A 26545-nucleotide genomic window follows, 5' to 3' on the forward strand; every position below is an offset into this window, starting at 1 on the left:
CCGTCGCATCCAGGACAGCGGCCGGGACGTTCTACGATGCCTCCAGCCTTATTTCCGGCAAGAAAGTACCGCGGTGCACCTTTCTCGGCCTCGTCCGGGTTCCCCGCGCCAGGACGGGGCCCCGCTCGAAGAGGGCTCGATGCCCGGCGACCGGAACCGCCGGGCGAGCCGCGCGGCGCTGTGGCTCATGTCGGCCGCCGTGGCGCTGGTCCTGGTCTCGCTGCTGCTGGGCCTGCACGTGCCGGCGCACCGGCGGATGGTGTGGTGGCACCCTGAGGCCGTCGTGGCGCTGACCTGGACTCCGGTGGCGGCCCTGCTGCTGCGGCACCGCCCCGGGCTGCGGGTCGGCTGGCTGATGCTGGGGGCCGGCCTCAGCGCCGCGGTGTACGTGCTGTCGCTGAACCTGGGCCCCTGGATGGAGACGCGCGCCTGGCCGGGGGCCTGGTTCTTCGTGTGGCTGGGCCATTGGCTGTGGGCGGTCGACACGTTCACGCTGACGTTGGTGATGCCGCTGATCTTCCCGGACGGGCGGCTGGTGTCCCGCTGGTTCCGGCCGGTCCTGGCGGTGGCGCTGGCGGTGCCGCTGATCGTGTGCGTGCACCTGACCGTCGATCCGGGCGCGCGGCGCTTCCACAACGGGGTCTCGGTCTACCCGTTCCAGGACATCCCCCTGCCGATCAGCGTCACCATCCTGGGGACGCTGGCGGCGAGCCTGGTGTCGGTGGCCCTGCGTTTCTGGCGCGCCCCTTCCGATGTGCGCCGTCAGATCGCGTGGGTCATCTACCCGGGGGTGTTCGCCCAGACCGTCGTCTTCGTGGGCGAGACCACCCCGATCGGCGACCCGCTGCGCAACATCACCATCGCCGCCGTGCCGGTCTGCGTGGCCATCGCCATCACCCGCTACCGGCTCTACGACATCGACCTGGTGGTCAGCCGCACCCTGGTGTACGCCGGGCTGGCGGTGGTGATCACCGGGGTGTACTTCGCGCTGGTGGGCGCGGCCAGTTTGGTGTTCGCCGAGCGCGGGCCGATGGCCGGGCTGGTGGGCGCCATCGCCGCCGGGGCGGTGTTCGAGCCGGTGCGGCGGCGGCTGCAGCGCACCGTGGACCGGGTGCTGCACGGCGAACGCGACCCCTATCGCATCGCCGACCGGCTCAACCGGCGGCTGCAGACCGCCTCCGACCCGGCCGCCGCGCTGGCGGTGGCGGCCTCGGCGGTGCGCGAGGCGCTGCGCGCCACCGGCGTGGTGGTGGAGGTCACCGGCCGGGAGGGCCGGGCGGCGCTGGCCCAGGACGGCGACCTGGGCCCGGACCCGGAGTCGATCCCGCTGGTGTGGCACGGCCGCCCGGTGGGACGGCTGCTGCTGTCCCGCACCGAGCCCCCGGACCGGCGGATCGCCGCGGTGATGGCCCGCAACCTGGCCGAGCTGGCCAACGCGGTGCGGCTGACCGCCGATGTGCAGCGCTCCCGCGAGCGCATCCTGGCCACCCGGGAGGAGGAGCGGCGGCGGCTGCGGCGCGACCTGCACGACGGGCTGGGCCCCACGCTGGCCAGCCTGGCCATGACGGTGGACGCGGCCCGGCTGACGCTGCGCCGCGACCCGGCCGCCGTGGACCCGCTGCTGGAGCGGCTGCGCACCACCATGAACCAGACCATCGCCGACATCCGCGAGCTGGTCTACGGGCTGCGTCCGCCCGCCCTGGACGACCTGGGCCTGGCCGGGGCCGTGCAGGCGCTGGCCGACGGCGCCGCGGAGTCGCCGGGCGGAGGCGACCCGCTGCGGGTGCGCGTGGAGCTGTCCGGGGACCTGGAGGACCTGCCGGCCGCCGTCGAGGTCGCCGCCTACCGGATCGTCCAGGAGGCGCTGACCAACGTGCGGCGCCACGCCCGGGCCACGACGGCGGTGGTGCGGCTGGAACGCTCCGGCGAGCTGCGGGTGAGCGTCGCCGACGACGGGGTGGGCCCCCCGGCCGCCGCACGGGCCGGGGTGGGGATGTCCTCGATGCGGGAACGGGCCGCCGAGCTGGGCGGCTCCTGTTCCATCGGGCCGGGGCCCGCCGGGGGGACCTTGGTCCAGGCGCGGCTGCCGATCCACGGCGTCCCCGCCGCGGCGAGCCGGAGGCCTCCCGGGTAGGGGCGGCGTCTTCCGCCCGCTTCTCCGGCGACGGCCGCGCCCTGACAGCCGGTTCCGGCCGCCGGGTTCCCCCGTCCTTACGGTGCGTCCGCCGGATCCGGTGAAGGCTCGCAGGGATCTGAGGCGTAGGGCCGGTGGCCGCCCCCCGCCTTCAAGGTCGCCACCGGCCCACGCCACCGCACGGACATCGGGGCTCCCATCCCTGCCCGTGCGGTCCCCACAGGGTGTGCATGATCGAAGTTAGGCGCCCGGCGGTCCCGGTGAGCAGTGACCTCCGTCCCGTTCCCGCTGGGACGGGCGCACAGCACGGACATCGGGACGGCTCGCCCGGTGCGGTTTCCTCCGCCCGTCGAGGGCCTTCACGTCCCGGCCGGTTCCGCTGCGGTGGGCGGCCGCGCGGGGCGAGGACGGCGCAGGAGGGGTCAGCGCAGCCAGTCGGCGCGGATCTCGCCCTCGGCGACCAGGACGGCCGGGCCGCGCAGGTGGCTGGTGCGGCCGTCGAGGGTCACGGTGACACGGCCGCCGGGGACGTCGATGATCCACTCCCCGGGGGACGGGTCCTCCCCGGCCGCCGCGACCGCGGTGGCGACCGCGCCGGTGCCGCAGGAGCGGGTCTCCCCCGAGCCCCGCTCGTGCACCCGCATCTCCACCTGGCGGTCCCCGACGATGCGGAACAGCTCGACGTTGACGCCGTCGGGGAAGTCCCGCTCGTCCACCTGCGGCGGGCGGGTCAGGTCCAGTTCGGCCACCGGGCGGTCGACCGGGCAGGCCAGGTGGGGGTTGCCCATCGACACCCGCAGGCCGGTGAAGTCCTCACCGGCCAGGCGGGCCCGGCCCCGCCCCTGCACCAGCGGCGCGCCCATGTCCACGCTGACGTCGCCGGAGGGGCCCAGCGTCACCCGGCGCAGGCCCGCGCGGGTGGCCACGTCCCACTCCCCCGGCGCCGCCAGCCCGGCGTCCACCAGGTAGCGGGCGAAGACCCGCACCCCGTTGCCGCACATCTCGGCCAGGCTGCCGTCGGCGTTGCGGTAGTCCATGAACCACTCGGCCTCGCCGGCCAGCTCCTCGGCGATCGGGTCGCCGGCGGCCTTGGTGCGGACGACCCGCAGCACGCCGTCGGCGCCGATGCCGGCGCGGCGGTCGCACAAAGCCGCCACGGTGGCCGGGCGCAGGTCCAGTGCCCCGTCGGGGTCCGGCAGGATGACGAAGTCGTTCTCGGTGCCGTGCCCCTTGATGAAACGCATGGCCCGAATCCTATGCGCCGGCCGCGGCCAAGGCCCGTTCGACCAGGTCGGGGGCGTCGTAGGGGATCCAGTGCACCCGCGGGTCGCGCCGGAACCACGACTCCTGGCGGCGGGCGAAGCGGCGGGTGGCCCTGATCGTCTCCTGTTTGGCCCGCTCCTCGGTCCACTCCCCGGCCAGGAAGCGCAGCACCTGGGCGTAGCCGAGGGCCCGCCCGGCGGTCAGGCCGTCGCGCAGGCCGGCCCGTTCCAGCGCCCGCACCTCCTCCACCAGGCCGGCCCGCCACATGTGCTCGACCCGCCGGGCGATCCGCTCATCCAGCTCCGGGCGCGGCACGGTCAGCCCGATCTGGACGGCGTCGTAGCGGTAGCGGTACTCCGGCAGCGTGGCGGTGAAGGGGCGGCCGGAGATCTCGATGACCTCCAGGGCCCGTACGATGCGCCGCCCGTTGCTGGGCAGGATGGCCGCCGCGGCCTGCGGGTCGCGCTCGCGCAGCCGCTGGTGCAGCACGCCGGGACCGACCGCCGCCAGTTCTTCTTCCAGGCGGGCGCGCACGGCCGGGTCGGTGCCGGGGAAGTTCATCTCATCGAGGGCCGCCCGCACATACAGGCCGGAGCCGCCGACCAGGATCGGCAGCCGGCCCCGCCCCTGGACCTCTGCGATCACCTGTGCGCTGAGCCGCTGGTACTCGGCCACGCTGGCGGTCTTCGTCACCTCCCACACGTCCAGCAGGTGGTGCGGGACGCCGCGCATCTGCTCGGCGGTCAGCTTGGCGGTGCCGATGTCCATGCCGCGGTACAGCTGCATCGAGTCGGCGTTGATCACCTCGCCGTTCAGCCGCAGCGCCAGTTCCACCGCCAGATCGGACTTGCCGGAGGCGGTGGGGCCGACGACGGCGAGCACATTGGGAGAGGTCACGGGCATAACCTTGCCATCTGGGCGGGTATGGGGCAGTTGTCCGGGCGCCGGTGCATCCGGTGCCGACGATCACGAATCGGGGGATCACATGTCGATCGTCAGCAAGGTCAAGCAGATGCTCGGCCAGCATTCCGACAAGGCCAAAAAGGGCGTGGAGAAGGCCGGGGACATGGTCGACCAGCGTACCGGCGGCCGTTACTCCCAGCACGTCGACAAGGGGCAGCGGGCCGCTTCCGACTACGTCGACCGCAACCGGGGCGGGGGCCGGCCGCCGAGCACTCCGGGAAGCTGACCGCGCAAGGAGCCCGCAGGGAACCTAAGTCCCGTGCGGGACCTGGGCGGTCATCCAGCTCGCGACCAGATATCCCACGCCGTAGGGGGCCTGGTCGGCCAGTAGCTCGGCGGTGAAGGCCGCGTTGCCGGCCGCTCCGGCGAGCACCTGCCATGCCGCCCGCCCGGCCGCCCGAAGTTCCTGCGACAGCGCAGGGTCCAAGGCGGCCAGCGCGGCGGTGTCGGCGCTCGCGAGGGCGCGTGCCGCCGCGGCGTCGTAGGGGGCGGCCCGCTCGTCGAGGTAGCCGGGGGCCTGCTCGGTGCGGCAGGCCGAGCCGTCCCCCATCACCAGCAGCCCCAGCCGCGGGTGGGCGGCCGCCATCTGCTCGCCGAGCCGAAGGCATGCGGATGCGGGTTCGGTGAACCCGACGGCCTGGTAGCGGACGTCGCCCAGGTCGCAGGAGGCGCGCTGCAGCAGCCAGGCGCCGATCGTCAGCGACAGCGGCAGCCGCGGGCCGCCCGGCCGGCCACCGAAACGCATGTCCACGCCATAAGGCCGCAGATCGCCCTGGGCGGTGGCGTCATAGCCGCGGGTGTGGGGGGCGCCGCCGACCACGACGAGCCGCCCGGGCTCGGCCTCCAGCAGCCGCCGCACCGCCTCGTCACAGGCGCCGCGCAGCTCATCCAGTTCCGCCGCCGCCCCGGAGGCCACCTGCGGCACCAGGATCGGCGGGTGCGGGCACACCGCCGCCGCGACCAGCATCGCCCCCCGCTTTCACGAGTGCGCCGCACAGGCGCCCGACGGCTGGGGCGCCGGGCGGCCGATGGACGGCATGCCCAGCGACACCTTCTCGCGGGGCCGCTCCCGGCGGGCCTGCCAGGCGTCCCCGGCGCGGGTGCGGCGCACCGCCTTGACCGGCCCGTCGGCGACCAGGTGGTGCGGGGCGGCGTAGGTGACCTCGACGGTCACCATGTCGCCGGGACGCACCGGCTCCTTTGGGGGACGGAAGTGGACCAGCCGGTTGTCGGGGGCGCGGCCCGACATGCGCCGGGTGGCGTCGTCCTTGCGGCCCTCGCCCTCGGCGACCAGCACCTCCAGGGTGCGGCCGAGCTGCTTTTTGTTCTCCTCCCAGGAGATCTGCTCCTGCAGCGCCACCAGCCGCTCGTACCGTTCCTGCACGACCTCCTTGGGCACCTGGCCGTCCATCTCGGCCGCCGGGGTGCCCGGGCGCTTGGAGTACTGGAAGGTGAACGCCCCGGCGAAGCGGGCCTGGCGCACCACGTGCAGGGTCTGCTCGAAGTCCTCGTCGGTCTCGCCGGGGAAGCCGACGATGATGTCGGTGGTGATGGCGGCCTCCGGCATCGCCGCGCGCACCCGCTCGATGATGCCCAGGAAGCGTTCCTGCCGGTAGGAGCGGCGCATGGCGCGCAGGATGCGGTCCGAGCCGGACTGCAGCGGCATGTGCAGCGAGGGCATCACGTTCGGGGTCTCGGCCATCGCCGCGATCACATCGTCGGTGAAGTCGCGCGGGTGCGGGGAGGTGAAGCGCACCCGCTCCAGCCCCTCGATCTGGCCGCAGGCCCGCAGCAGCTTGGCGAAGGCCTGCCGGTCGCCGAACTCGCTGCCGTAGGCGTTGACGTTCTGCCCCAGCAGCGTCACCTCCAGCACGCCCTCGGCCACCAGCGCCTCGATCTCGGCGAGGATCTCCCCGGGGCGGCGGTCCTTCTCCCTGCCGCGCAGGGACGGGACGATGCAGAAGGTGCAGGTGTTGTTGCAGCCCACCGAGATCGCCACCCAGGCCGCATAGGGGGATTCGCGGCGGGTGGGCAGCGTGGAGGGGAAGGTCTCCAGCGCCTCTTTGATCTCCACCTGCGCCTCGCGCTGGATGCGGGCGCGTTCCAGCAGCGCCGGCAGCGAGCCGATGTTGTGGGTGCCGAACACCACGTCCACCCACGGGGCGCGCCGCACGATGGCCTCGCGGTCCTTTTGCGCCAGGCACCCGCCGACGGCGATCTGCATGCCGGGGCGGGCGTCCTTGACCGGCCGCAGATGCCCCAGGTTGCCATACAGCCGGTTGTCGGCGTTCTCGCGGACGGCACAGGTGTTGAACACCACGACGTCCGGCTCTTCGGACTCGCCGGCGGCCACATAGCCGGCCTCCTCCAGCAGCCCGGCCAGGCGCTCGGAGTCGTGGACGTTCATCTGACAGCCGTACGTGCGGATCTGGTACGTACGGGGTGCCGTGCTGGATGTGGTGGGCGCGTTCATGACGTCAACAAGGGTACGCGCCGCAGACCCCTGGCCGGGCTGCGCAGACGGCGCCCGGTGGCACGGCCGTGTACCCACATTGACGCAAGTCCTTTCATGTTTGGCCGGAAACGGCCACAAAATTACGACCTTCCAAGCCCTCGTCCACGAATCTGTGATCCGATCGGTACCACGCGGTAAGTGACCCGCCGTCATCGATGCCCTAAAGTCCGGGCCCATGACGGACAGCGGCATCGAGGCCGGCGGGACGAATCTGAGCGAGGGCGGCCCGCCCGCGAACGCGCACCAGGCCGCCGAGGCGCCAGGCGCGCCCGCGGGCGACGAACCTCCGCTCGTCCGGCTGAGCAAGGTCAACAAGTACTTCGGCGCGCTGCACGTGCTGCGGGACATCGACCTGGAGGTGCGGCGGGGCGAGGTCGTGGTGGTGATCGGACCGTCCGGGGGCGGCAAGTCGACCCTGTGCCGTTCGATCAACCGGCTGGAGCCCATCGACAGCGGCATCATCGAAATCGACGGCAAGCGGCTGCCGGAAGAGGGCAGGGAGCTGGCCCGGCTGCGCGCCGACGTGGGCATGGTGTTCCAGTCGTTCAACCTGTTCGCCCACAAGACGATCCTGCAGAACGTGACGCTGGGACCGATCAAGGTCCGCAAGATGAACAAGGCCGAGGCCGAGCAGCAGGCCATGGCGCTGCTGGAGCGGGTGGGCATCGCCCACCAGGCCGCCAAGTACCCCGCCCAGCTGTCCGGCGGCCAGCAGCAGCGCGCCGCGATCGCCCGGGCCCTGGCCATGAAGCCCAAGGTGATGCTGTTCGACGAGCCCACCTCGGCGCTGGACCCGGAGATGGTCAACGAGGTGCTGGACGTGATGACCGAGCTGGCCGCCGAGGGCATGACGATGATCGTGGTCACCCACGAGATGGGGTTCGCCCGCCGCGCCGCCGACAAGGTGGTCTTCATGGCCGACGGTCAGATCGTCGAAGAGAACACCCCCGAGGAATTCTTCACCAACGCGCGCACCGACCGCGCCAGGGACTTCCTCTCCAAGATCCTCACGCACTGAGCACAACCGCCCACCCAACCCGCCGGTCCCGGCAGGAGCCCGGCAGGAAGGCAGAGGAACGCACATGCGAGTACGTCAGATCGCCGCCTTGGCAGCGGCGGCGGCGCTGGCGCTGAGCGCCACCGCCTGCGGCAGCGACAGCGAGAAACAGGAGGCCGAGAGCAAGTCGGTCGCCCAGCGGGCCAAAGAGACCGGCAAGCTCACCATCGGCATCAAGTTCGACCAGCCGGCCCTGGGCCTGCAAAAGCCCGACGGCACCTATGAGGGCTTCGACGTCGATGTGGCCAAGTACATCGCCAAGGAGCTCGGGGTCGAAGAGAGCGGGATCACCTGGAAGGAGGCCCGCTCTGAAAACCGCGAGTCCTTCCTGGCCAGCAACCAGGTCGACCTGGTGGTGGCCACCTACTCCATCACCGAGGGCCGCAAGCCCAAGGTGACCTTCGCCGGCCCCTACTACGTGGCCCACCAGGACACGATGGTGCGGGCCGACAACGACGACATCAAGAAGGCCGCCGACCTGAAGGGCAAGAAGCTCTGCAAGGCGGCCGGGTCCAACTCCTGGCGGCGCATCACCGACCCGCCGCCGGACGGCCAGCTGAACATCAAGGACGTGGAGCTGGTGGACGCCACCGGCTACTCCGACTGCGTCACCAAGCTGGACAACGGCGCGCTGGACGCGGTCACCACCGACGACCTGATCCTGGCCGGCTTCGCCAGCCAGCAAAAGGGCAAGTTCAAGGTCATCAACGACCCGTTCACCGACGAGAAGTACGGCGTCGGCATCAAGAAGGGCGACACCGAGACCTGCGAGGCCGTCAACAAGGCCATCACCAAGATGTACGCCGACGGGACCGCCAAGACCCTGCTGGAGAAGCACTTCTCCGGCACCGGGCTGAAGCTCAACTTCGAGGTTCCGCAGTTCGAGGGCTGCGAGTGACCCGCTGACCTTCGGCGACCCACTCACGACCCTCTTCGCCGCAGGCCGTGCCGGCGTCCCGGCCGGGACGCCGGCACGGCCCTGACCTGGTGGATCCCCCCATGGACCAACTGCTGGACTTCGGCCCGGTCTTTGACAACCTCGACCTGATCCTCGGCGGTTTTTGGGCCACGATCCGCATCGCCGTGGTGACGGCCGTGCTGTCGCTGATCTTCGGCACCTTCCTGGCCGCGCTGCGGGTCTCGCCGGTGCCGGTGCTGCGGCACACCGGCGGCGTGGTGGTGAACACGCTGCGCAACACGCCGCTGACGCTGGTGCTGGCGATCTGCATCATGGCCGTCAACGACACCCTGCAGGTGCGGCTGGCGGCCGCAGAGGGCGTCAACCGCTACTGGTGGGGCGTGCTGGGGCTGTCGATCTACACCTCGGCGTTCGTGTGCGAGGCGCTGCGGTCGGGCATCAACACCGTGCCGATCGGGCAGGCCGAGGCCGCCCGGTCCATCGGGCTGACCTTCACCCAGTCGCTGCGCCTGGTCATCCTGCCGCAGGCGTTCCGGGCGGTCATCGCCCCGCTGGGCAGCGTGATGATCGCCATGATCAAGAACACCACCGTGGTGGGCGCGGTCGCCTACGGCCGGGACGCCGCCGCGGTGATGAAGGACATGTTCGATGACCTGGGCGCCTCCATCCCGATCTTCGTGGGCATCGCGATCGGATACATGATCTTGACTTTGCCGACCGGTTTCTTCTTCGGCTGGCTGGCCAAACGGATGGCGGTGGCGCGATGAGCCGGCAGCAGGCGACCGTCCTGTTCGACGCACCGGGTCCGCGGGCCCGCCGGCGCCATGCCGTCTTGACCGTCGCGGCGGTGCTGGTGCTGCTGGGCATCGCCTATGCGGTCTACGCCCGCCTGCAGCAGCGCGGGCAGTTCGCCGCCGAGCTGTGGCGGCCGTTCATCGAAGGCCAGGTGTGGACGAACCTGATCCTGCCCGGGCTGCGCAACACCCTGGGCGCGGCCGCGGTGGCCTCGGTGCTGGCGCTGGCGTTCGGGATCGTCTTCGGGCTGGCCCGGCTGTCGGACCACTGGTGGATCCGCTGGCCGGCCGGGGCGGTGGTGGAGTTCTTCCGCGCCATCCCGCTGCTGATCCTGATCTTCCTGGCGTTCTTCGTGCCGCCGGCGATCAGCCCGATCATCGCCGACAGCCCGCTGGGCAACCTGCAGCGGATCGTGGTGCAAAACGTCCTGTTCGTCTTCGGGGTGGAGATCAACGCCGGCAACGTCACCGTCCCGGCCTTCGCCGCGCTGGTCTTCGGCCTGGTGATGTACAACGGGTCGGTGCTGGCCGAGGTGGTGCGGGCCGGGGTGCTGGCGGTGCCGCGCGGCCAGTCCGAGGCCGCCTACGCGCTGGGGCTGCGCAAGAACGCGGTGATGCGGCTGGTGCTGCTGCCCCAGGCGATCACCGCGATGATGCCGGCGGTGGTCAGCCAGATGGTGGTGCTGCTCAAGGACACCGCGCTCGGCTTCGTCATCGCCTTCGCCGACCTGCTGAGCGCCGGGTTCCGGATCGTCCCGGCCAACTACCACAACCTGATCCCGGCCGCGATCGTCATCTCGATCATCTACATCGGGATCAACATGGCGCTCAGCTACCTGGCGACCTGGCTGGAGGCCCGCAGCCGCCGCAGCCGCAAGACCTCGGCCGCCACCCTCGGCACCGGCACCGGGACACCGGCGGCCGCCGGCATCGGCCCGGCCCCCGCCGCCGGGCCGGCGGGTGAGGCCGCCCAAAGCGACACGGCCGCCGAGGTGAACTGAATCTTCTCCGCTGCGGGGCGTCACCGGAAATTCCGGTGACGCCCCTGCTGTAACAGCCGCTCGACGGCTGTTACATAACGTTCATCTGGGAAGCTCTGCGGTCACATATCTTTAAGAACTCAACTCTCCGGTCGAGCCACAATTCTTCCTCATTTGCGGGACGATTCGGGTATGACCGCTCGCGTTCCCCTCCCCTACGGCTCCTGGCCCTCTCCCATCTCCGCGGCCGACGTCGCCCGCGGCCGGCTGCACCTTGGATTCCCCACCGTCCTCGGCGATGAGGTGTGGTGGCAGGAATCCCGCCCCCAGGAGGGCGGGCGCACCACGGTCGTCCACTATCGCGGCGGTCGCATGACCGAGCTGCTGCCGGCCCCCTGGGACGCGCGCACCCGGGTCCACGAATACGGCGGCCGCTCCTACCTGCCGGTGCCCGCGCCCGGCGGCCACGCCCTGATCTTCACCAACTTCGCCGACCAGCGCATGTACCTGCTCGCCCCCGGCGACCGGCCGCGGCCGCTGACCCCCGAACCGGCGAAACCCGGCGGGCTGCGCTACGCCGACTTCGTCCTGTCACCGGACGGCAAGGAAGTGTGGTGCGTCTGCGAAGGCCACACCCCCGGCGGGGTGCGGCGGGCCATCGTGGCGGTCCCGCTGGACGGCCGGGCGGCCGAGAACGCCGGAGCCATCCGGGAACTGGTCGGCGGCGCCGACTTCTACGCCTTCCCCACCCCCTCCCCCGAGGGCGGTTACCTGGCCTGGGTGCAATGGAACCACCCGCGCATGCCCTGGGACGGCGCCGAAGTGCGCGTGGCGGCGCTGCAGGACGGCCGGACGGCCTCCCCCCGCACGGTCAAAGGCGGGATGACCGAATCGGCGCTGGCACCGCTGTGGTGCGGCGAACGCTCCCTGTATGTGATCTCCGACTGGCCCGGCTGGTGGAACATCTACCAGGTCGGGGTGTACGGGGAATCGCCGCAGGCGCTCTACCCGGCCGAGGAGGAATTCGCCGCCCCGCCATGGCGGCTGGGCGGTGCGCCGTACGCCATGCTGGCCGACGGACGGCTGGCGGTGCTGCACGGCGAAGGCGACCAGCGGCTGGGCGTCTACGACCCGGAAACCCTGGAACTGACCGACCTGGACCTGCCCTACACCGACTGGCGGCCCGCCCTGTCGGCCGACGGCACCACCATCGTGGGCATCGCGGGCTCCCCCACCCGGCCCGGCACCGTCGTCCGGGTGGACGCCGCCACCGGCCGCTGCGAGGCGCTGCGCCACGAGCTGACGCACCCGCCCGACGCCGCCCTCCTGCCCCGGCCCCGCGCCGGAAAACTGGAAGGCCCGTTCGGACGCCCCGTGCACGCCCTCATCCACCCGCCCGCCAACCCGCAGGCCCAAGCCCCAGACGGGGAGCTGCCCCCCTATGTGGTGTTCGTGCACGGCGGCCCCACCTCCCGCGCCTCCAGCACCCTCGACCTGGAACGGGCCTACTTCACCAGCCGCGGCATCGGCGTCATCGACGTCGACTACGGCGGCTCCTGCGGCCACGGCCGCGCCTACCGGGAACGGCTGCGCCGCCAGTGGGGCGTGGTGGACGTCGAAGACGTCATCGCCGCCGCCCGGGCGCTGGTCGAGCAGGGCCTCGCCGACCCGCGCCGGCTGGCCGTCCGCGGCGACGGCGCCGGCGGCTGGACCGCGCTGGCCGCTATCACCCAAACCGACCTGTTCCGGGCCGCCGTCTCGTACGCCGGCATCAGCGACCTGCAGACCCTGGCGGCCGAGACGCACGACTTCGAGTCCACCTACCTGTTCGGGCTGATCGGCCCGCTGCCGGGGTTCGAACGCGCCTACGCCGAGCGCTCCCCGCTGAACCGCGCCGGCCGCACCGCCTGCCCGGTGCTGCTGCTGCAGGGCGCCGACGACCCCATCGTGCCGCCCGCCCAATCGGAGCGCTTCGCCGCCGCCCTGGCCGACAACGGCATCCCCTACGCCTACCTGGCCTTCCCCGGCGAGGCCCACGGCTTCCGCCGGGCCGACACCATGATCACCTGCCTGGAGGCGGAGCTGGCCTTCTACGGGCAGACCCTGGGTTTCGAGCCGGTCGGGGTCCGCCCGCTGAAACTGTCGGTGGGAACCCCGCCCGCCCCCGCCGCGCCGCAGCCGTCCCCGTCCGCCCGCTGAACCGCCCCTTCCGGCCGTGACCGCGAAAGCCCCCAACGCACGGCCCGGGGACGCGCGCCCGCCGCGCAGCCCCGGGCACGCCGCCGTCCGCGACGAGCCCGTACGGCCCTCGCGGGCGCGGCACGCCGGAGGGTCAGCGGGCGAACTCGGTGGCGCGGGACTCGCGGATCACGGTGACCCGGATCTGCCCCGGATAGGTCAGCTCGTCCTCGACCTGCTTGGCGATGTCGCGGGCGATCACCTGGGCCTGGATGTCGTCCACGGCCTCCGGCTTGACCATGACGCGGATCTCCCGGCCGGCCTGCATGGCGTAGACCTTCTCCACGCCCTCGTGCTTTTCCCGGGCGATCTGCTCCAGCCGCTCCAGCCGCTTGACGTAGGCCTCCAGCGACTCGCGGCGGGCCCCGGGACGGCTGCCGCTGATGGCGTCGGCGGCCTGGGTCAGCACCGCCTCCACGGTGCGGACCTCCACCTCGTTGTGGTGGGCCTCGATGGCGTGCACCACGTCCTCGTGCTCGCCGTACCGGCGGGCGATCTCCGCGCCGATCAGCGCATGGCTGCCCTCCACCTCGTGGGTGAGCGCCTTGCCGATGTCGTGCAGCAGCGTGCAGCGCTTGACCAGCTCCACCGGCAGCCGCAGCTCCGCGGCCATGATCCCGGCGATGTGCGCCGACTCCACCAGGTGCCCCAGCACGTTCTGGCCATAGGAGGTGCGGTAGCGCAACTGGCCGAGCAGGGCGATCAGCTCCGGGTGCATGTCGGTGATGCCCAGCTCCAGCAGGGCGTCCTCCCCGGCCCGCACGCACAGCCGCTCCACATCGGCCTTGCTGCGCTCGTAGACCTCCTCGATCCGCTGCGGGTGGATCCGGCCGTCCTGCACCAGCTTCTCCAGCGTCAGCCGCGCCACCTCGCGCCGCACCGGGTCGAAGCAGCTCAGCAGCACCGCCTCAGGGGTGTCGTCGATGATCAGATTCACCCCGGTGGTGGTCTCAAAGGCCCGGATGTTGCGGCCCTCCCGGCCGATGATCCGGCCCTTCATCTCCTCGCTGGGCAGGTGCAGCACCGACACCACCGACTCGGCGGTCTGCTCGCTGGCCACCCGCTGGATCGCCAACGTCACGATCTTGCGGGCACGTTTCTCCCCCTCGGCCCGGGCGGCGCTCTCGATCTCCCGGGTGATCAGGGCGGCCTCCCGCTTGGCCTGGTTCTCGATCGAGGCGATCAGCTCATTTTTGGCCTGCTCGGCGGTGAGCCCGGCGGCCTGCTCCAGCACCCGGCGCCGATCCTCATCCAGCCGGTCCAGCTCGGCCTTGCGGGCCTCCAGTTCCCGCCTGGTCTCCGCCAGGCGCCGCCCGTGCTCCTCCAGCCGCCGCACCTCGGCGTCCAGCCGCTGCTCCCGCTCGGCCAGCCGGCTCTCCCGGCGCTCCAGGTCCTCCCGCAGGCTGCGCAGGTCCTCCTTGAGCGAACGGGCCTCGCTCTCCAGCTCCGCCCGCGCCGCCTCGGCCGACTTCTTCGCCTGCTCCTCGGCCTTGCGCACGATCTCCTGCGCATCGGCCTGTGCCCGGGCCCTGATCTCCTCGGCCTCCTGGCGCACCGCGCTCAGCCGCTCCTGGAGCTGCCACGGCGGCACGCCCTGACGACGCAGCACCAGTATCAGAACGCCCAGGGTCACCAGCAGCGCGGTACCCAGCAGGACGCTCACCATGGCGCAGACCCTTCATCGGGGATACCGGGGGTCTCCCCCCGGGCCGGCTCCTCTTGTCGGCGCGGGCTCCGCCAGGCGGCGGAGAACCTGCGTGCGAGGACCTACCCGCGCCGGCGGAACACCGGACGCCCACGCGTCAAGCGCCGAACACGGACCGTCCCCAGGCCTTGCAGCCGAGCCCATGGCCCGTCCCCAAACCCCAGGTCCGCTGTGTGCTCCTCGACACCTCTCAGATGCTCGAACGTGCTGGGTCGTATGGCAATCCGCAGTGCGCGGAGTAACTCCTCACTGCCGTAACGGTAAGCGGCCAACAAGTAATGAGCAAGCAAACCCAGGGCATTCCGGACTAACCGTACGTTGCCGTGAGGAGTTGCTTACCACACCTCCACCCGCAAATCCCGAGATCAGCGGCCCGCCGGTGGCTCCGCACGCCGGATTTGCCGGTCAAAACACCCGGTCAACCCGCCTTCTCCCGGCGTGTCGGCCATGCCCTTGTGCCCCGGCCCCAATTCCATCCCACAACGGCCGCCTTCACACCACTCGGTGACCACACCGATCCTCACCGCACCGACCGGTCACCCGAACACCGCCGGGCCAGGCGCCTCTCTATCGGCGTCCAAGGGCCGCCCCCCCACAACACCCGGCGCTCGAAGCGGGACCCCCTTGCGCAGGACCGGCCCATCCGCCGGACCGACGACCCGCTCCTAACGGCCGCCGGTAACGCGGGACTCACTCCTGCAGATCCGGCGGCTCGACCGCCTCCAGATCGGCGCCCTCCTCTTCCAGCGCCTCCCGGACGACCCGGTAGGCCAGCCCCGGCGAATACCCCTTGCGGGCCAGCATCCCGACCAGCCGGCGCATGCGCTTGGCCGGGTCCAGGCCCCGCGTCGCCGGCAACCTGCGCGCGACCAGCTCCCGGGCGGTGCGCTCCTCCTGCTGGGGCTCCAGGATCTCCACCGCCTCGTTGACCGTCTCATCGGCCACCCCGCGCCGCCGCAGCTCACTGGCCAGCGCCCGCCGGGCCAGCCCCCGTCCGAGGTGTCGGGACTGCACCCAGGCACGGGCGAACGCCGCGTCATCGATCAGCCCCACCTCGGTCAAACGCCCCAGCACCCGCTCGGCCGCATCCTCCGGCACGCCCTTGCGCCGCAACGCATCGGCGAGCTGGGCCCGGGTGCGCGGCGCCGCGCTCAGCAGCCGCAGGCAGATCTCACGGGCCACCGCCTCGGCCCCCGCGGAAGCCCGCTCCGGGGCCCCGTCCGTCGCCGCCCCACCGGCGACAGACGACGCCCGCGCACCACGACGACGCCTTCTCCCTCCAGGCGCCGGCGGACCACCCGCCGCAGACTCCTCGGAACGACCTCCAAGCCCTCCCTCTGAGCCCTCCGACCTCTTCCCGGAACCTCCCGATGGGTCGGCAGCGGCCGGCGCCTCCCCCGAAGACGCCTTTCGCTTCGCGGACGCTCCGACACCACGCCCGCGCCGCCTTCTTCCGGACACCGAAGGCTCACCCACCGAGGAAGCCCCGGAACGGCCTCTGCCCTCTCGCCCGGAATCATCCGACGCGACATCCCAGCCATGAGGAATCCCCCGCAGCGCCTCGGGAGCGCCCGCAGGAGACGGCGCACCGGAAAGATCACCGCCATCCCCACCGGTCACGACCGGCGGATCGTCCGAGGCGCCGTCCCGGCCGTGAGGAATCCCCCGCAGCGCCTCGGGAACGCCCGCGGGAGACAGCGCACCGGAAAGATCACCACTGTCCTCATCTACGGCGACCGGCGAATCGTCCGACGCGACATCCCAACTGTGCGGCACCGACTCCCCGAACACCCGGGAAGCGCGCACAGGAGGCGGGCTGGCGCGGCCGTCTTCTTCCGGAACCGTCGACGGCTCACCCGCGGCCCCGGGCACCGGTGGTGTTCCCTCGCCGTCGGCGGGTGGGACCGTCCACGAGGGCGTTCCCCGCCTCTCAGGCGCCCTTGCATCGTGGCCGCGCCGTTCTCTCCCGGTCTTCGGCGCCCCGTCCGCCGAAGAGGCGCCGGGGCCGCTGCCGCCGTCCTCCTCGGGAACGTCCGGCGGAACGTCCCAGCTGTGCGGAACGGCGTCAGGGCGAAGGAAAGGATGGCGGCTCGTCATGACGAAGACCTGTGAGCGGCGGCGCCATCGGGGAAGGACCGCCGGCCGGCGGGCCGGGACGGTCTATGGCGCCGCCGCCCCACAGAGGAGATCATTGCGCACCCATGGTCAGCAGTCACCCCATATCGGGGATTCCCCGTCAAGAATCACCGGCCTTGGCGGCCCTGCCCGTCTTCCGGGTCGCCGCGGCGGGAGCGTCCGAGGCCGCGGCGGGCGCCGCCTGCTCGGCCTGGGCGTCCAGCCGCGGGCCGATCCCCAGCTTCTCCTTGATCTTCTTTTCGATCTCGTCGGCGATGTCGGGGTTGCTGCGCAGGAAGTTCCGGGCGTTCTCCTTGCCCTGCCCGAGCTGGTCGCCCTCGTAGGTGTACCAGGCCCCGGCCTTGCGCACGATCCCGTGCTCGACCCCCAGGTCGATCAGGCCGCCCTCCCGGCTGATGCCCTGCCCGTACAGCAGGTCGAAGTCGGCCACCTTGAACGGCGGGGACACCTTGTTCTTGACCACCTTGACCCGCACCCGGTTCCCCACCGGCTCGGTCCCGTCCTTGAGCGTCTCGATCCGCCGCACGTCCAGCCGCACCGAGGCATAGAACTTCAGCGCCCGCCCACCGGTGGTGGTCTCGGGGCTGTTGTGGACCATGACCCCGTCGACGAAGTAGTTGTGCGACCCTTCGACCTCGATGTCGAACCGCCTCATGGACCGGGTCTTCGGCTTGACGCGGACGTCGAGGATCTGCGCCGGGACCAAGCGCGGTTCGGGATCGACGAACTGCGGCTCAACGGTGCAGCGCCCCCGCAGCCGCGGCAGCAACTTGTAGTCCATCGACTCGTGGACATAGGGGGCGATGAGTTCCTGGAACTTCGCGGAGGCGGCCGTGGTGAACTGAAGCACGCCGGCCTTGCGGGCTCCCCGCTCGATGAGCCTGACGTCCAGGCCGTGGGTGTCCCGCAGATATTCGACCAGGCGCTCGCGGGAACCCGGGCTGAACGCCTCCACGCAGATCTCGACACGCCCGGAGCCGCCCGCCGTCCTGTCCTGAAGCCCTTTGGAGGGCACGGCGAGATGACCGTCGTCCATGTACCAGATCGCCAGGGCGAGCGGTGTGAGCGCCTTGAGGTAGTCCCAGGTCAGGTGCTTCTTCCCGTCCCCGAAATAGACCACCCTGCGCAATTCGTCGAGTTCGGGCAACGGCGTGAAGTCGGCGAACACCGCGCCCTTGGCGTTGACGCTGCGTGTGCAGGGGATGTTGCCGAGCAGGGAGACCTTCCAGTCGAGGTAGGCGGCCTGCCCGGCGCCGTGGCCCATCCGGAACCGCACCCCGGTGCGTCCCCGGCGGTTGGGCGACAGGCTCCCATCGCCCATCACCGAGCCGAGGACGACCTGCCACTGCTGATCACTGAGCCGGTGGGTCTCCATGACCATGACCCGGTCGCCGGCGATCAGTTCCCCGGCCTCGCGGTAACCGCCCGGGGTGCGCACCAGGTGGTTCTCCGTCGCGGCGAACTGCGCCCTGCCGTTACCCCCGGACTTGGCGACGGTGAACTGCAGAAAACGCTCGGCGTTTCCGTTGTCGAACCAGTTCACGACGCGCTTGGGGACGATCTTGTCGAGCTGCGGGTCGTAGGAGAGGACCTCCACGTCCATCTTCTGGTCGACGATCTTGCCGATCTTCTCCTGCGTCCCGTCGGCGAGGGTGACCCGGGTGCCATAGGACATGCACCCGAACATGACTCCGATCTTTTCGCGGAGCTGGTTGATGAAGATGGCGGTGGTCTTGGCCTGGCTGATGGCGCCGGTCATCTTGCGCAGGGCCTGGGACATCAGGCGGGCCTGGAGGCCGACGTGGCTGTCGCCCATCTCGCCTTCGATCTCGGCGCGGGGGACCAGGGCGGCCACGGAGTCGACGACGATGATGTCGATGGCGCCCGAGCGCACCAGCATGTCGGCGATCTCGAGGGCCTGCTCGCCGGTGTCGGGCTGGGAGACCAGCAGGGCGTCGGTGTCGACGCCGAGCTTGGCGGCGTACTCGGGGTCGAGGGCGTGTTCGGCGTCGATGAAGGCGGCGATGCCGCCGTTCTTTTGCACGTTGGCGATGGCGTGCAGGGCGATGGAGGTCTTGCCGCTGCCTTCGGGGCCGTAGATCTCGATGATCCGGCCGCGCGGCAGGCCGCCGATGCCGAGGGCGATGTCCAGGGAGATGGATCCGGTGGGGATCACCTCCACGGGTGCGCGGGCCTCGTCGCCGAGCCGCATCACCGAACCCTTGCCGAACTGCCGCTCGATCTGGGCGAGCGCGGCCTCAAGAGCCTTGTCGCGGTCGTTTGCTGCCATGAGATGTCCCTGTCTGGTCCGAGGCCGTTCGGCCGGCCCTGGAGACTTCGCTTGCGGTCGGAGGCGACGTTACGGCGGCGGGCCGACAGTTTTCGAGCCGGTGCCGCGGCTGTGGACGAACGTCGTGTACGCCCCCACCTTACCGAACATTCGTTCGATCATGGGGCGCCTCGCCGGTCCGCCGCGCAATCTCCGTGCGCCGGGCGGGACGGTGTGCGTACTCTGGCCCGGTCGGAGGGGGTCACCATGACGCTGACCGTCGTCTTCTGCGCCGATCCACTCAACCCCCGGCGCGTGGACCCGCACTTTGCGCGCGAGGCCGCCGCGGTGCGGGACCACTACGGCAACGTGGCCTTGATCGATCACGACGTGCTGCGGCGGGGCGATGCGGCGGCCGCGGTGCGGCGGGTGCCGGTGCGGCTGGGTCCGGCCTGGTATCGCGGGTGGATGCTGACCGGTGAGGAGTATGAGGCGCTGGCCGAGGCGCTCAAGGAGCGCGGCACCCCGCTGATGATCCGCCCGGACGACTACCGCCGGGCGCACGAGCTGCCCGGCTGGCACGACACTTTCGCGGGCCTGACCCCGCAGAGCGTGTGGTGTCCGTTGCCGCCGCGGACCGTCCCCGACGATCTGGCGGAGCTGGTGCGTCCGCTGCCCGCGGGGCCCGGGGTGATCAAGGACTATGTGAAGTCGCGCAAGCACGAGTGGGCGGAGGCCTGCTATGTGCCGGACGTCAAGAACGTGGCGCAGCTGCGCGGCGTGGTGGAGAAGATGGTGGCCCTGCAGGACGAGTTCCTGTCCGGGGGCCTGGTGGTGCGCGAGTTCGAGTCCTATGAGACCGGCGAGGCCCGGGTGTGGTGGGTGGACGGGGAGCCGGTGCTGATCGGCCCGCACCCGGATGAGCCGGATTCGTGCCCGGAACCGGAGCTGGATCTGGTGGCGGCGGCGGTGCGGGCTTTGGGATGCCGGTTCATCACCACCGACATGGCGCTCCGGGCGGACGGGCAGTGGCGGGTGGTGGAGGTCGGCGACGGCCAGGTCAGCGAGCTGCCGGTGTCGGTGGATCCGATGGACCTGTACGCCCATCTGCCCGTCCCGGACTGAAGGTTCGGTGAACCTCTTTCAGCGCGCACCCCAAGGCGCCGGAGAAGGGAGCCCCGATGGTCTCCGCCGCCGCGGCGTTGCGGGTCACGGCAGCGTCCCAGACCGCGATGCCCCGTCCCGGCCTGCGGAGACGGCGTGGTGCAAAAGGTTCAGTGCAGGTGCGGGGGGACGTCGAAGGTCGCGCAGACCGCCTCCCAGACCCGTTTGGCGGATTCGCCGTCGGCCAGGGCCTGTTCGATGGTGCGTCCGCCGAGTTCGGCGATGACGTAGTCCTTGGCCACGCTCGCCGCGTAGGTCTCGCCGAACTGCCGGTTCATCCTGTCCCAGAACTCTGAGAGCCGCACGGCGGCCACGTTACCGCCGGCGGCGCCCTGGTTCTGTCCGAGGGGCGGGGCAGGATGGGGGGCATGGGCGAAGACGTGCTCAGGCGGTTCTCCCCGGCGACGCGGGCCTGGTTCTCGGGGGCGTTCGCCGGGCCCACGCCGGCGCAGGCGGGGGCGTGGGAGTCGATCGCGGCCGGTGAGCACACGCTGGTGGTGGCGCCCACGGGGTCGGGCAAGACGCTGGCGGCGTTCTTGTGGTCGCTGGACCGGCTGGCGACGTCCGGGCCGGTGGCCGAGCGGGAGCGGCGCTGCCGGGTGCTGTACGTTTCGCCGCTCAAGGCGCTGGCGGTGGACGTGGAGCGGAACCTGCGGGCGCCGCTCAGCGGGATCGGGCAGGCGGCGCGGCGGCTGGGGCTGCCGGTGCCGCAGGTGCGGGTGGGGGTGCGGTCGGGGGACACGCCGGCCGATGAGCGCCGCCGGCTGGCCGCCCGGCCGCCGGACATTTTGATCACCACGCCCGAGTCGCTGTTCCTGCTGCTCACCTCGCAGGCGCGGGAGACGCTGCGCGGGGTGGAGACGGTGATCGTGGACGAGGTGCACGCGGTGGCGGGCACCAAGCGCGGCGCTCATCTGGCGCTGTCGCTGGAACGGCTGGATGTGCTGCTGGAGCGGCCGGCGCAGCGCATCGGGCTGTCGGCGACGGTGCGCCCGGTGGAGGAAGTCGCGGCCTTGCTGGGGGGATCGCGGCCGGTCCGGGCGGTGCAGGCCACTGGGGACGGCCCGCGGCTGGATTTGCGGGTCGTCGTCCCGGTGGAGGACATGGACGAGCCGGGCCCGGTGCGGGAGAGCGACCCGCAGGCGCTTGCCGGGGAGGCATCGCGCAGGTCGGTGTGGCCGCATGTGGAGGAGCGGGTGCTGGATTTGGTGGAGGCGCACCGCTCCACGATCGTGTTCGCCAATTCGCGGCGGCAGGCCGAGCGATTGTGCGGCCGGCTGAACGAGCTGGCCTTCGAGCGTCGCGGCGGGGCGTTGCCGGACGGTGCGGTGCCGGCGGAGGTGATGGCGCAGGCCGGTGCCGTCAAGGGCGCGCCGCCGGAGGTGGCGCGTGCCCATCACGGGTCGGTGTCCAAGCAGGAGCGGGCCGGTATCGAGGAGGCCCTCAAGGAGGGGCGGCTGCCGGCGGTGGTGGCCACGTCCAGCCTTGAGCTGGGCATCGACATGGGGGCGGTGGATCTGGTCGTCCAGGTGGGTGCGCCGCCGTCGGTGGCCGGTGGCCTGCAGCGGGTGGGCCGGGCCGGGCATCGGGTCGGGGCGGTCTCCCGGGGGGTGTTCTTTCCCAAGTACCGCGGTGAGCTGCTGCAGACGGCGGTGGTGGCCGAGCGCATGGCCGCCGGGGAGATCGAGGCGCTGCGCTATCCCCGCAACCCGCTGGATGTGCTGGCCCAGCAGGTCGTGGCGATGGTGGCGATGGACGAGTGGACGGTGGAGGAGCTGGAGGCGGTGATCCGCCGGGCCGCCCCGTTCGCCGCGCTGCCGCGCTCGGCGCTGGAGGCGACGCTGGACATGCTGGCGGGCCGGTATCCGAGCGAGGAGTTCGGCGAGCTGCGCCCGCGGCTGGTGTGGGACCGGGTGACGGGGCGGCTGCGCGGCCGTCCCGGGGCGCAGCGGCTGGCGGTGACCAGCGGCGGCACCATCCCCGACCGGGGCCTGTTCGGGGTTTTCCTGGCCGGTGGCGGCAGGGCGTCCCGGGTGGGCGAGCTGGACGAGGAGATGGTGTACGAATCGCGGGTCGGCGATGTGTTCGTGCTGGGGGCCAGCTCGTGGCGGATCGAGGACATCACCCCCGACCGGGTGCTGGTGTCCCCGGCTCCGGGGCAGCCGGGCAAGCTGCCGTTCTGGCACGGCGATGATCTGGGGCGCCCGGCCGAGCTGGGGCGGGCGGTGGGGGCTTTCGCCCGGGAACTGTCGCGCCTGCCGCGGGAGCGGGCCCTCGCCCGGGTCCGGGCGGCGGGGCTGGATGAGCGGGCGGCCGGGAATCTGGTGGATTACCTGGCCGAGCAGCGGGAGGCCACCGGTCATGTGCCCGATGACCGGACGGTGGTGGTCGAGCGGTTCCGGGACGAGCTGGGCGATTGGCGGCTGGTGGTGCACTCGCCGCTGGGTGCGCGGGTGCATGCGCCGTGGGCGCTGGCGATCGCGGCGCGGCTGCGGGAGCGGTACGGGGTGGACGCGCAGGCGTTGCACGCCGACGACGGCATCGTGGTGCGCATCCCCGACGCCGATGAGCAGCCCGGGTCGGATCTGGTGGTGTTCGATCCGGAGGACATCGAGTCGATCGTCGTCGCCGAGCTGGGGGGTTCGGCGCTGTTCGCCTCCCGGTTCCGCGAGTGCGCGGCGCGTTCGCTGCTGTTGCCGCGCCGCCGCCCCGATCGGCGGACGCCGCTTTGGCAGCAGCGGCAGCGGGCGGCGCAGCTGCTGTCGGTGGCCGGCAGGTACCCGTCGTTCCCGATCGTCTTGGAGACGATGCGGGAGTGCCTGCAGGACGTGTTCGACGTCCCGGAGCTGGTGCGGCTGATGCGGGAGCTGGCCGGGCGCGAGGTGCGCGTGGTGGAGGTGGAGACGCCCGCGCCGTCCCCGTTCGCCAAGTCGCTGTTGTTCCACTACGTGGGCGCGTTCATGTACGAGGGGGACGCGCCGCTGGCCGAGCGCCGGGCGCAGGCCTTGGCGCTGGATTCGGCGCTGCTGGCCGAGCTGCTGGGGCAGGCCGACCTGCGGGAGCTGCTGGATCCGCAGGTCGTCGCCGAGACCGAGCGGCAGTTGCAGCGTCTGACCGCCGACCGCCGCGCCAAGGACGCCGAGGGAGTGGCGGATCTGCTGCGGGCTTTGGGGCCGCTGTCGGTGGAGGAGGTGGCGGCCCGTATCGCCGTGCCGGGGGATGCCGGGGAGCACCCGGGCGGCGCGGCCTCCTCGCCGCGGGCGCGGGCGGTGGCCGGGCGGTGGCTGGCGGAGCTGGAGGGGCAGCGGCGGGTCATCCGGGTGCGGATCGCCGGGGCCGAGCAGTGGGCCGCGGTGGAGGACGCCGGGCGGCTGCGCGATGCGCTGGGGGTGCCGCCGCCTGTGGGGGTGCCCGAGGCGTTCCTGGAAGTGGCCGACGACCCGCTGGGTGATCTGGTGTGGCGGCACGCCCGCACCCACGGCCCGTTCCGGGTCGGGGACGTGGCGGCGCGGTTCGGGTTGGGCCCGGCGGTGGTGCTGGAGGCGCTGCGGCGGCTGGGCGCGGCCGGGCGGGTCGTCGAGGGCGAGTTCCTGCCGGTGGAGACGGTGCGGGGACCGGCCGGGGGCGAGTGGTGCGAGACGGGCGTGCTGCGGATGCTGCGCCGCCGTTGCCTGGCGCGGCTGCGGGCGGAGGTGGAGCCGGTGCCGCCGCGGGCGCTGGGGCGTTTCCTGCCCGCCTGGCACGGCATCGGCGGCCGGTTGTCCGGCATGGACGCGCTGGTGCAGGCGATCGAGCAGCTGCAGGGGGCGGCGGTGCCGGCCTCGGCGCTGGAGACGCTGGTGCTGCCGGCGCGGGTGCCGGGGTATTCGCCGGCGCTGCTGGATGAGCTGACCTCCTCCGGTGAGGTGGTGTGGGCCGGGCAGGGGGCGTTGCCGGGCGGCGACGGGTGGGTGGCGCTGTATCTGGCCGACACCGCGCCGCTGCTGCTGCCGGAGCCCGCCGAGATCACGATGACGCCGCTGCACCGGGCGGCGCTGGAGGCGCTGGCGGGCGGGGGTGCGCTGTTCTTCCGCATGCTGTCGGACCGGGTGAACGCCGCCGGGGTCCAGGCCGGCGATGCGGAGCTGGCCGGGGCGGTGTGGGATCTGGTGTGGGCGGGGCTGGTGACCAATGACACGCTGGCGCCGCTACGGGCAGTGCTGGGTTCGGGGCGTCCCGCGCATCGTCCCAGGAGGTCGCGGCGGGGCCGGCCGGTGCTGCCGTCGCGCAGCGGCCCGCCGACCGTGGCCGGGCGCTGGTGGCCGCTGCCGGAGCGGGAGAAGGACCGCACGCGCCGGGCGCACGCGCTGGCCGAGGTGCTGCTGGAGCGGCACGGCGTGGTGATCCGGGGGGCGGTGGCCGCCGAGCGCGCCGGGGGCGGGTTCGCGGCCGTCTACCCGGTCTTGCGCGCGCTGGAGGAGGCCGGTCACTGCCGCCGCGGCTATTTCGTGGAGGGCCTGGGCGCCGCCCAGTTCGCCCTTCCCGGCGCGGTGGATCGCCTGCGCGCCCTGCGCGAGCCGTTTTCTCCCGCCGGTTCGCCCTCCGGTGAGGGGTGGGGTGACGGGGCGGCGCGCCCCTCCGGTGCGCGGGAGGCCGACCGGCCGCAGGCCCTGGTGCTGGCCGCCGCCGATCCGGCCAACCCGTACGGGGCCGCCCTGCCCTGGCCCGAACGGGAGGGGCAGAGCGTCGCCGGGCACAAGCCGGGGCGCAAGGCGGGGGCTTTGGTCGTCCTGGTCGACGGGGAGCCGGCGCTGTATGTGGAGCGGGGCGGGCGCACGCTGTTGTCGTGGACCGAGGAGCCGCAGGTGCTGCGGCCGGCGGTGCAGGCCTTGGCCTCGGCCGTCCGGGAGGGGGCGCTGGGCAGGCTCACGGTCGAACGCGCCGACGGCGAGCGCATCGGTTCCTCCCCGCTGGGTGAGGCGTTGGAGGAGGCGGGTTTCCATCCCACGCCGCGTGGGCTGCGTCTGCGCGCCTGAAAGCCCGGGCCTGCGGGCCATGGGCATCCCAGGGGGTGGTGAGCTTCTGCTCTCCTCCCCGGAGAGAACGTAAATCCTCCCTGGGGTGGATCCGCGGCAAAAGGCTTTCTGGGACCATGTGACGCAACGGGGCAGCGGCGGCCGGGGGAAGCCGCCGCAGAACGGGGAGCAGTCATGACACCGACGACACGGTGGGTCATCGCGCAGCGGCGCAAGCGTCAGGTGATCACGCGGACGGTTCGCGATCGTGCTCTGTACGATCCGCGGCGGCACAAGCCCGCCGTCCCGCCGCGCCGCACCGCACCGAGCAAGTGATCGTGCCGGCTCCGCCGGGGTGCTCGCGGCGGCCCGGCCGGGGCCGGTCGCGAGTGAGTGGCCGATCGGTAACAAGGCGTTCATGGTTATTTGACGGCCGATCAACACGGCTGCTCGACCATGGAGGCATCCGAGCACGGACGCCGTCGAGGTCCCGGCGGTCGGCGCCGGTGATCGGGTAGAGCGTGGAAACCTCAAGGGCGCGGCCACGCACCGCATCGGCGCACGGGGGTGACCGGGAGGACCGGGCAGTGTCCGGCTCGCGCCTGCGGCACGCCAGGGCCCGGCGGCGCCGGGCCCTGGCGCCTTGGCGAGCCGGCGGCCAAAGCGCCGGAGCCGTCCCAGACGGCGCGGGACGCACCGCCGGGGTCGATCGGGGGCGGCGAAGACGGGTCCGGCGGCCCGTGTGCGGAGCGTATCCGGCGGCCCTGGGGGCGAGCCGTGCCGACGCCCGCGCCGCGGCCGGGCCGTTCGGCCTCACCACCCCCCGAAACAGCCGGTCAGCTCTGATTTCCCGCAGGCCACACCGTTGTTACCTGGATCACAGCGGCGGTGGAAGGAGGCGGCAACTCAACCACTCTGGTCGGCAAGGGATACTAGAGGCATGCGATTGTCCGCCCGGGTCGATTACGCTCTGCGTGCCGCCGCGGAGCTGGCGGTGGCCGGGAGCACCCCGGTGACCGCGGTTCAGCTCGCCGAGTCACAGCAGATCCCCCCCAAGTTCCTGGAGAACATCCTGGGCCAGCTCCGCAGGTCCGGACTGGTGCGCAGCCAGCGCGGCCCCGACGGCGGTTACTGGCTGGCCAAGCCCGCCGATGAGATCTCCCTGGCCGACATCATCCGCGCCATCGACGGCCCGCTGCTGGGCGTGCGCGGCGAGCGTCCCGAGCACGTCGGCTACCAGGGCGCGGCCCGCCCGTTGCAAGAGGTGTGGATCGCGCTGCGGGCCAGCGAACGCAGCATCCTGGAGTCGGTCACCCTCGCCCACATCGCCGCCGGCAAGCTGCCCGACCCCGTCGCCGAGCTCACCAAGGACCCGGCCGCCTGGCAGAGCCCTTCGCTGATCTGAAGGCGTCCG

At 72.3% G+C, this 26545-nt stretch carries 18 protein-coding genes; 10 read left to right on the top strand and 8 right to left on the bottom strand.

All coding sequences use genetic code 11. The annotated features are described in order from the left end of the window. Positions 1 to 139 precede the first annotated feature (139 nt). Positions 140 to 2134, top strand: coding sequence for a sensor histidine kinase (locus tag BUE48_RS16310; RefSeq protein ID WP_012853603.1), 1995 nt, complete (start codon positions 140 to 142; stop codon positions 2132 to 2134). A gap of 422 nt (positions 2135 to 2556) precedes the next feature. Here BUE48_RS16310 and dapF read toward each other — a convergent pair whose 3' ends face one another. Continuing rightward, positions 2557 to 3378: a diaminopimelate epimerase gene (gene dapF / locus BUE48_RS16315; RefSeq protein ID WP_012853604.1), complete on the bottom strand. Its 822-nt coding sequence runs from the start codon at positions 3376 to 3378 to the stop codon at positions 2557 to 2559. Between the two features lie 10 nt (positions 3379 to 3388). Then, positions 3389 to 4300: a tRNA (adenosine(37)-N6)-dimethylallyltransferase MiaA gene (miaA, locus tag BUE48_RS16320; RefSeq protein ID WP_012853605.1), complete on the bottom strand. Its 912-nt coding sequence runs from the start codon at positions 4298 to 4300 to the stop codon at positions 3389 to 3391. Between the two features lie 82 nt (positions 4301 to 4382). On the opposite strand from miaA, the gene BUE48_RS16325 reads away from it, so the two are divergent. Then, positions 4383 to 4586, top strand: a complete 204-nt coding sequence (locus BUE48_RS16325) for an antitoxin (protein WP_012853606.1) — start codon at positions 4383 to 4385, stop codon at positions 4584 to 4586. Positions 4587 to 4610: 24 nt separating this feature from the next. Here the strand turns inward: BUE48_RS16325 and BUE48_RS16330 are convergent, their stop codons facing one another. Together BUE48_RS16330 and miaB are read right to left on the bottom strand one after the other, a co-directional pair. Beyond that, positions 4611 to 5327 (bottom strand): class III extradiol ring-cleavage dioxygenase family protein, encoded by a 717-nt coding sequence (locus tag BUE48_RS16330; RefSeq protein ID WP_012853607.1) that lies wholly within the window; start codon positions 5325 to 5327, stop codon positions 4611 to 4613. Between the two features lie 12 nt (positions 5328 to 5339). Then, the gene (gene miaB / locus BUE48_RS16335; RefSeq protein ID WP_012853608.1) at positions 5340 to 6833 is read right to left on the bottom strand and encodes a tRNA (N6-isopentenyl adenosine(37)-C2)-methylthiotransferase MiaB; all 1494 of its coding nucleotides are present in this window, start codon (positions 6831 to 6833) and stop codon (positions 5340 to 5342) included. Between the two features lie 217 nt (positions 6834 to 7050). Here miaB and BUE48_RS16340 point away from each other — a divergent pair, with 217 nt between their 5' ends. From BUE48_RS16340 to BUE48_RS16360, 5 genes are all read left to right on the top strand, one after another. Next, positions 7051 to 7893: an amino acid ABC transporter ATP-binding protein gene (locus tag BUE48_RS16340; RefSeq protein ID WP_012853609.1), complete on the top strand. Its 843-nt coding sequence runs from the start codon at positions 7051 to 7053 to the stop codon at positions 7891 to 7893. A 64-nt stretch (positions 7894 to 7957) separates the two neighbouring features. Further along, entirely contained in the window at positions 7958 to 8830 is an 873-nt protein-coding gene (locus tag BUE48_RS16345) for a glutamate ABC transporter substrate-binding protein (protein WP_012853610.1), read from the top strand. A 101-nt stretch (positions 8831 to 8931) separates the two neighbouring features. Continuing rightward, entirely contained in the window at positions 8932 to 9618 is a 687-nt protein-coding gene (locus tag BUE48_RS16350) for an amino acid ABC transporter permease (protein ID WP_012853611.1), read from the top strand. Next, positions 9615 to 10646 carry an amino acid ABC transporter permease gene (locus BUE48_RS16355; RefSeq protein WP_012853612.1) on the top strand — a complete coding sequence of 344 codons (1032 nt, stop codon included), beginning with the start codon at positions 9615 to 9617 and terminating at the stop codon, positions 10644 to 10646. Before BUE48_RS16350 ends, BUE48_RS16355 begins: the two co-directional genes overlap by 4 nt. A gap of 171 nt (positions 10647 to 10817) precedes the next feature. Beyond that, positions 10818 to 12824, top strand: a complete 2007-nt coding sequence (locus tag BUE48_RS16360) for a S9 family peptidase (protein WP_012853613.1) — start codon at positions 10818 to 10820, stop codon at positions 12822 to 12824. 133 nt (positions 12825 to 12957) lie between these two features. On the opposite strand, the gene rny is transcribed toward BUE48_RS16360, so the two are convergent. From rny to recA, 3 genes are all read right to left on the bottom strand, one after another. Beyond that, complete coding sequence (gene rny / locus BUE48_RS16365; RefSeq protein WP_012853614.1) at positions 12958 to 14529, bottom strand: ribonuclease Y; 1572 nt, start codon at positions 14527 to 14529, stop codon at positions 12958 to 12960. Positions 14530 to 15258: 729 nt separating this feature from the next. Next, entirely contained in the window at positions 15259 to 15750 is a 492-nt protein-coding gene (locus BUE48_RS16370; RefSeq protein WP_012853615.1) for a regulatory protein RecX, read from the bottom strand. 1054 nt (positions 15751 to 16804) lie between these two features. Beyond that, positions 16805 to 18994: an intein-containing recombinase RecA gene (recA, locus tag BUE48_RS16375; protein WP_286990425.1), complete on the bottom strand. Its 2190-nt coding sequence runs from the start codon at positions 18992 to 18994 to the stop codon at positions 16805 to 16807. Positions 18995 to 19240: 246 nt separating this feature from the next. Here recA and BUE48_RS16380 point away from each other — a divergent pair, with 246 nt between their 5' ends. Beyond that, positions 19241 to 20098, top strand: a complete 858-nt coding sequence (locus BUE48_RS16380) for an ATP-grasp domain-containing protein (protein ID WP_012853619.1) — start codon at positions 19241 to 19243, stop codon at positions 20096 to 20098. Positions 20099 to 20247: 149 nt separating this feature from the next. Here the strand turns inward: BUE48_RS16380 and BUE48_RS16385 are convergent, their stop codons facing one another. Further along, the gene (locus tag BUE48_RS16385) at positions 20248 to 20442 is read right to left on the bottom strand and encodes a DUF3046 domain-containing protein (protein WP_012853620.1); all 195 of its coding nucleotides are present in this window, start codon (positions 20440 to 20442) and stop codon (positions 20248 to 20250) included. Between the two features lie 63 nt (positions 20443 to 20505). Here BUE48_RS16385 and BUE48_RS16390 point away from each other — a divergent pair, with 63 nt between their 5' ends. Together BUE48_RS16390 and BUE48_RS16395 are read left to right on the top strand one after the other, a co-directional pair. Beyond that, positions 20506 to 25152: an ATP-dependent helicase gene (locus BUE48_RS16390; RefSeq protein ID WP_286990430.1), complete on the top strand. Its 4647-nt coding sequence runs from the start codon at positions 20506 to 20508 to the stop codon at positions 25150 to 25152. Positions 25153 to 26071: 919 nt separating this feature from the next. Further along, on the top strand, positions 26072 to 26536 hold the full coding sequence (locus BUE48_RS16395) for an RrF2 family transcriptional regulator (RefSeq protein WP_012853622.1): 465 nt from the start codon (positions 26072 to 26074) through the stop codon (positions 26534 to 26536). The last annotated feature ends 9 nt before the right edge of the window (positions 26537 to 26545 follow it).

It is taken from the genome of Thermomonospora sp. CIF 1, from assembly GCF_001896795.1.
Taxonomy (GTDB): Bacteria; Actinomycetota; Actinomycetes; order Streptosporangiales; family Streptosporangiaceae; genus Thermomonospora; species Thermomonospora curvata.

Bases quoted from the DNA above. Each gene is read 5' to 3' on its own strand.
- BUE48_RS16310 (WP_012853603.1), top strand. From the start codon at position 140: ATGCCCGGCGACCGGAACCGCCGGGCGAGCCGCGCGGCGCTGTGGCTC.
- dapF (WP_012853604.1), bottom strand. From the start codon at position 3,378: ATGCGTTTCATCAAGGGGCACGGCACCGAGAACGACTTCGTCATCCTG.
- miaA (WP_012853605.1), bottom strand. From the start codon at position 4,300: ATGCCCGTGACCTCTCCCAATGTGCTCGCCGTCGTCGGCCCCACCGCC.
- BUE48_RS16325 (WP_012853606.1), top strand. From the start codon at position 4,383: ATGTCGATCGTCAGCAAGGTCAAGCAGATGCTCGGCCAGCATTCCGAC.
- BUE48_RS16330 (WP_012853607.1), bottom strand. From the start codon at position 5,327: ATGCTGGTCGCGGCGGCGGTGTGCCCGCACCCGCCGATCCTGGTGCCG.
- miaB (WP_012853608.1), bottom strand. From the start codon at position 6,833: ATGAACGCGCCCACCACATCCAGCACGGCACCCCGTACGTACCAGATC.
- BUE48_RS16340 (WP_012853609.1), top strand. From the start codon at position 7,051: ATGACGGACAGCGGCATCGAGGCCGGCGGGACGAATCTGAGCGAGGGC.
- BUE48_RS16345 (WP_012853610.1), top strand. From the start codon at position 7,958: ATGCGAGTACGTCAGATCGCCGCCTTGGCAGCGGCGGCGGCGCTGGCG.
- BUE48_RS16350 (WP_012853611.1), top strand. From the start codon at position 8,932: ATGGACCAACTGCTGGACTTCGGCCCGGTCTTTGACAACCTCGACCTG.
- BUE48_RS16355 (WP_012853612.1), top strand. From the start codon at position 9,615: ATGAGCCGGCAGCAGGCGACCGTCCTGTTCGACGCACCGGGTCCGCGG.
- BUE48_RS16360 (WP_012853613.1), top strand. From the start codon at position 10,818: ATGACCGCTCGCGTTCCCCTCCCCTACGGCTCCTGGCCCTCTCCCATC.
- rny (WP_012853614.1), bottom strand. From the start codon at position 14,529: ATGGTGAGCGTCCTGCTGGGTACCGCGCTGCTGGTGACCCTGGGCGTT.
- recA (WP_286990425.1), bottom strand. From the start codon at position 18,994: ATGGCAGCAAACGACCGCGACAAGGCTCTTGAGGCCGCGCTCGCCCAG.
- BUE48_RS16380 (WP_012853619.1), top strand. From the start codon at position 19,241: ATGACGCTGACCGTCGTCTTCTGCGCCGATCCACTCAACCCCCGGCGC.
- BUE48_RS16390 (WP_286990430.1), top strand. From the start codon at position 20,506: ATGGGCGAAGACGTGCTCAGGCGGTTCTCCCCGGCGACGCGGGCCTGG.
- BUE48_RS16395 (WP_012853622.1), top strand. From the start codon at position 26,072: ATGCGATTGTCCGCCCGGGTCGATTACGCTCTGCGTGCCGCCGCGGAG.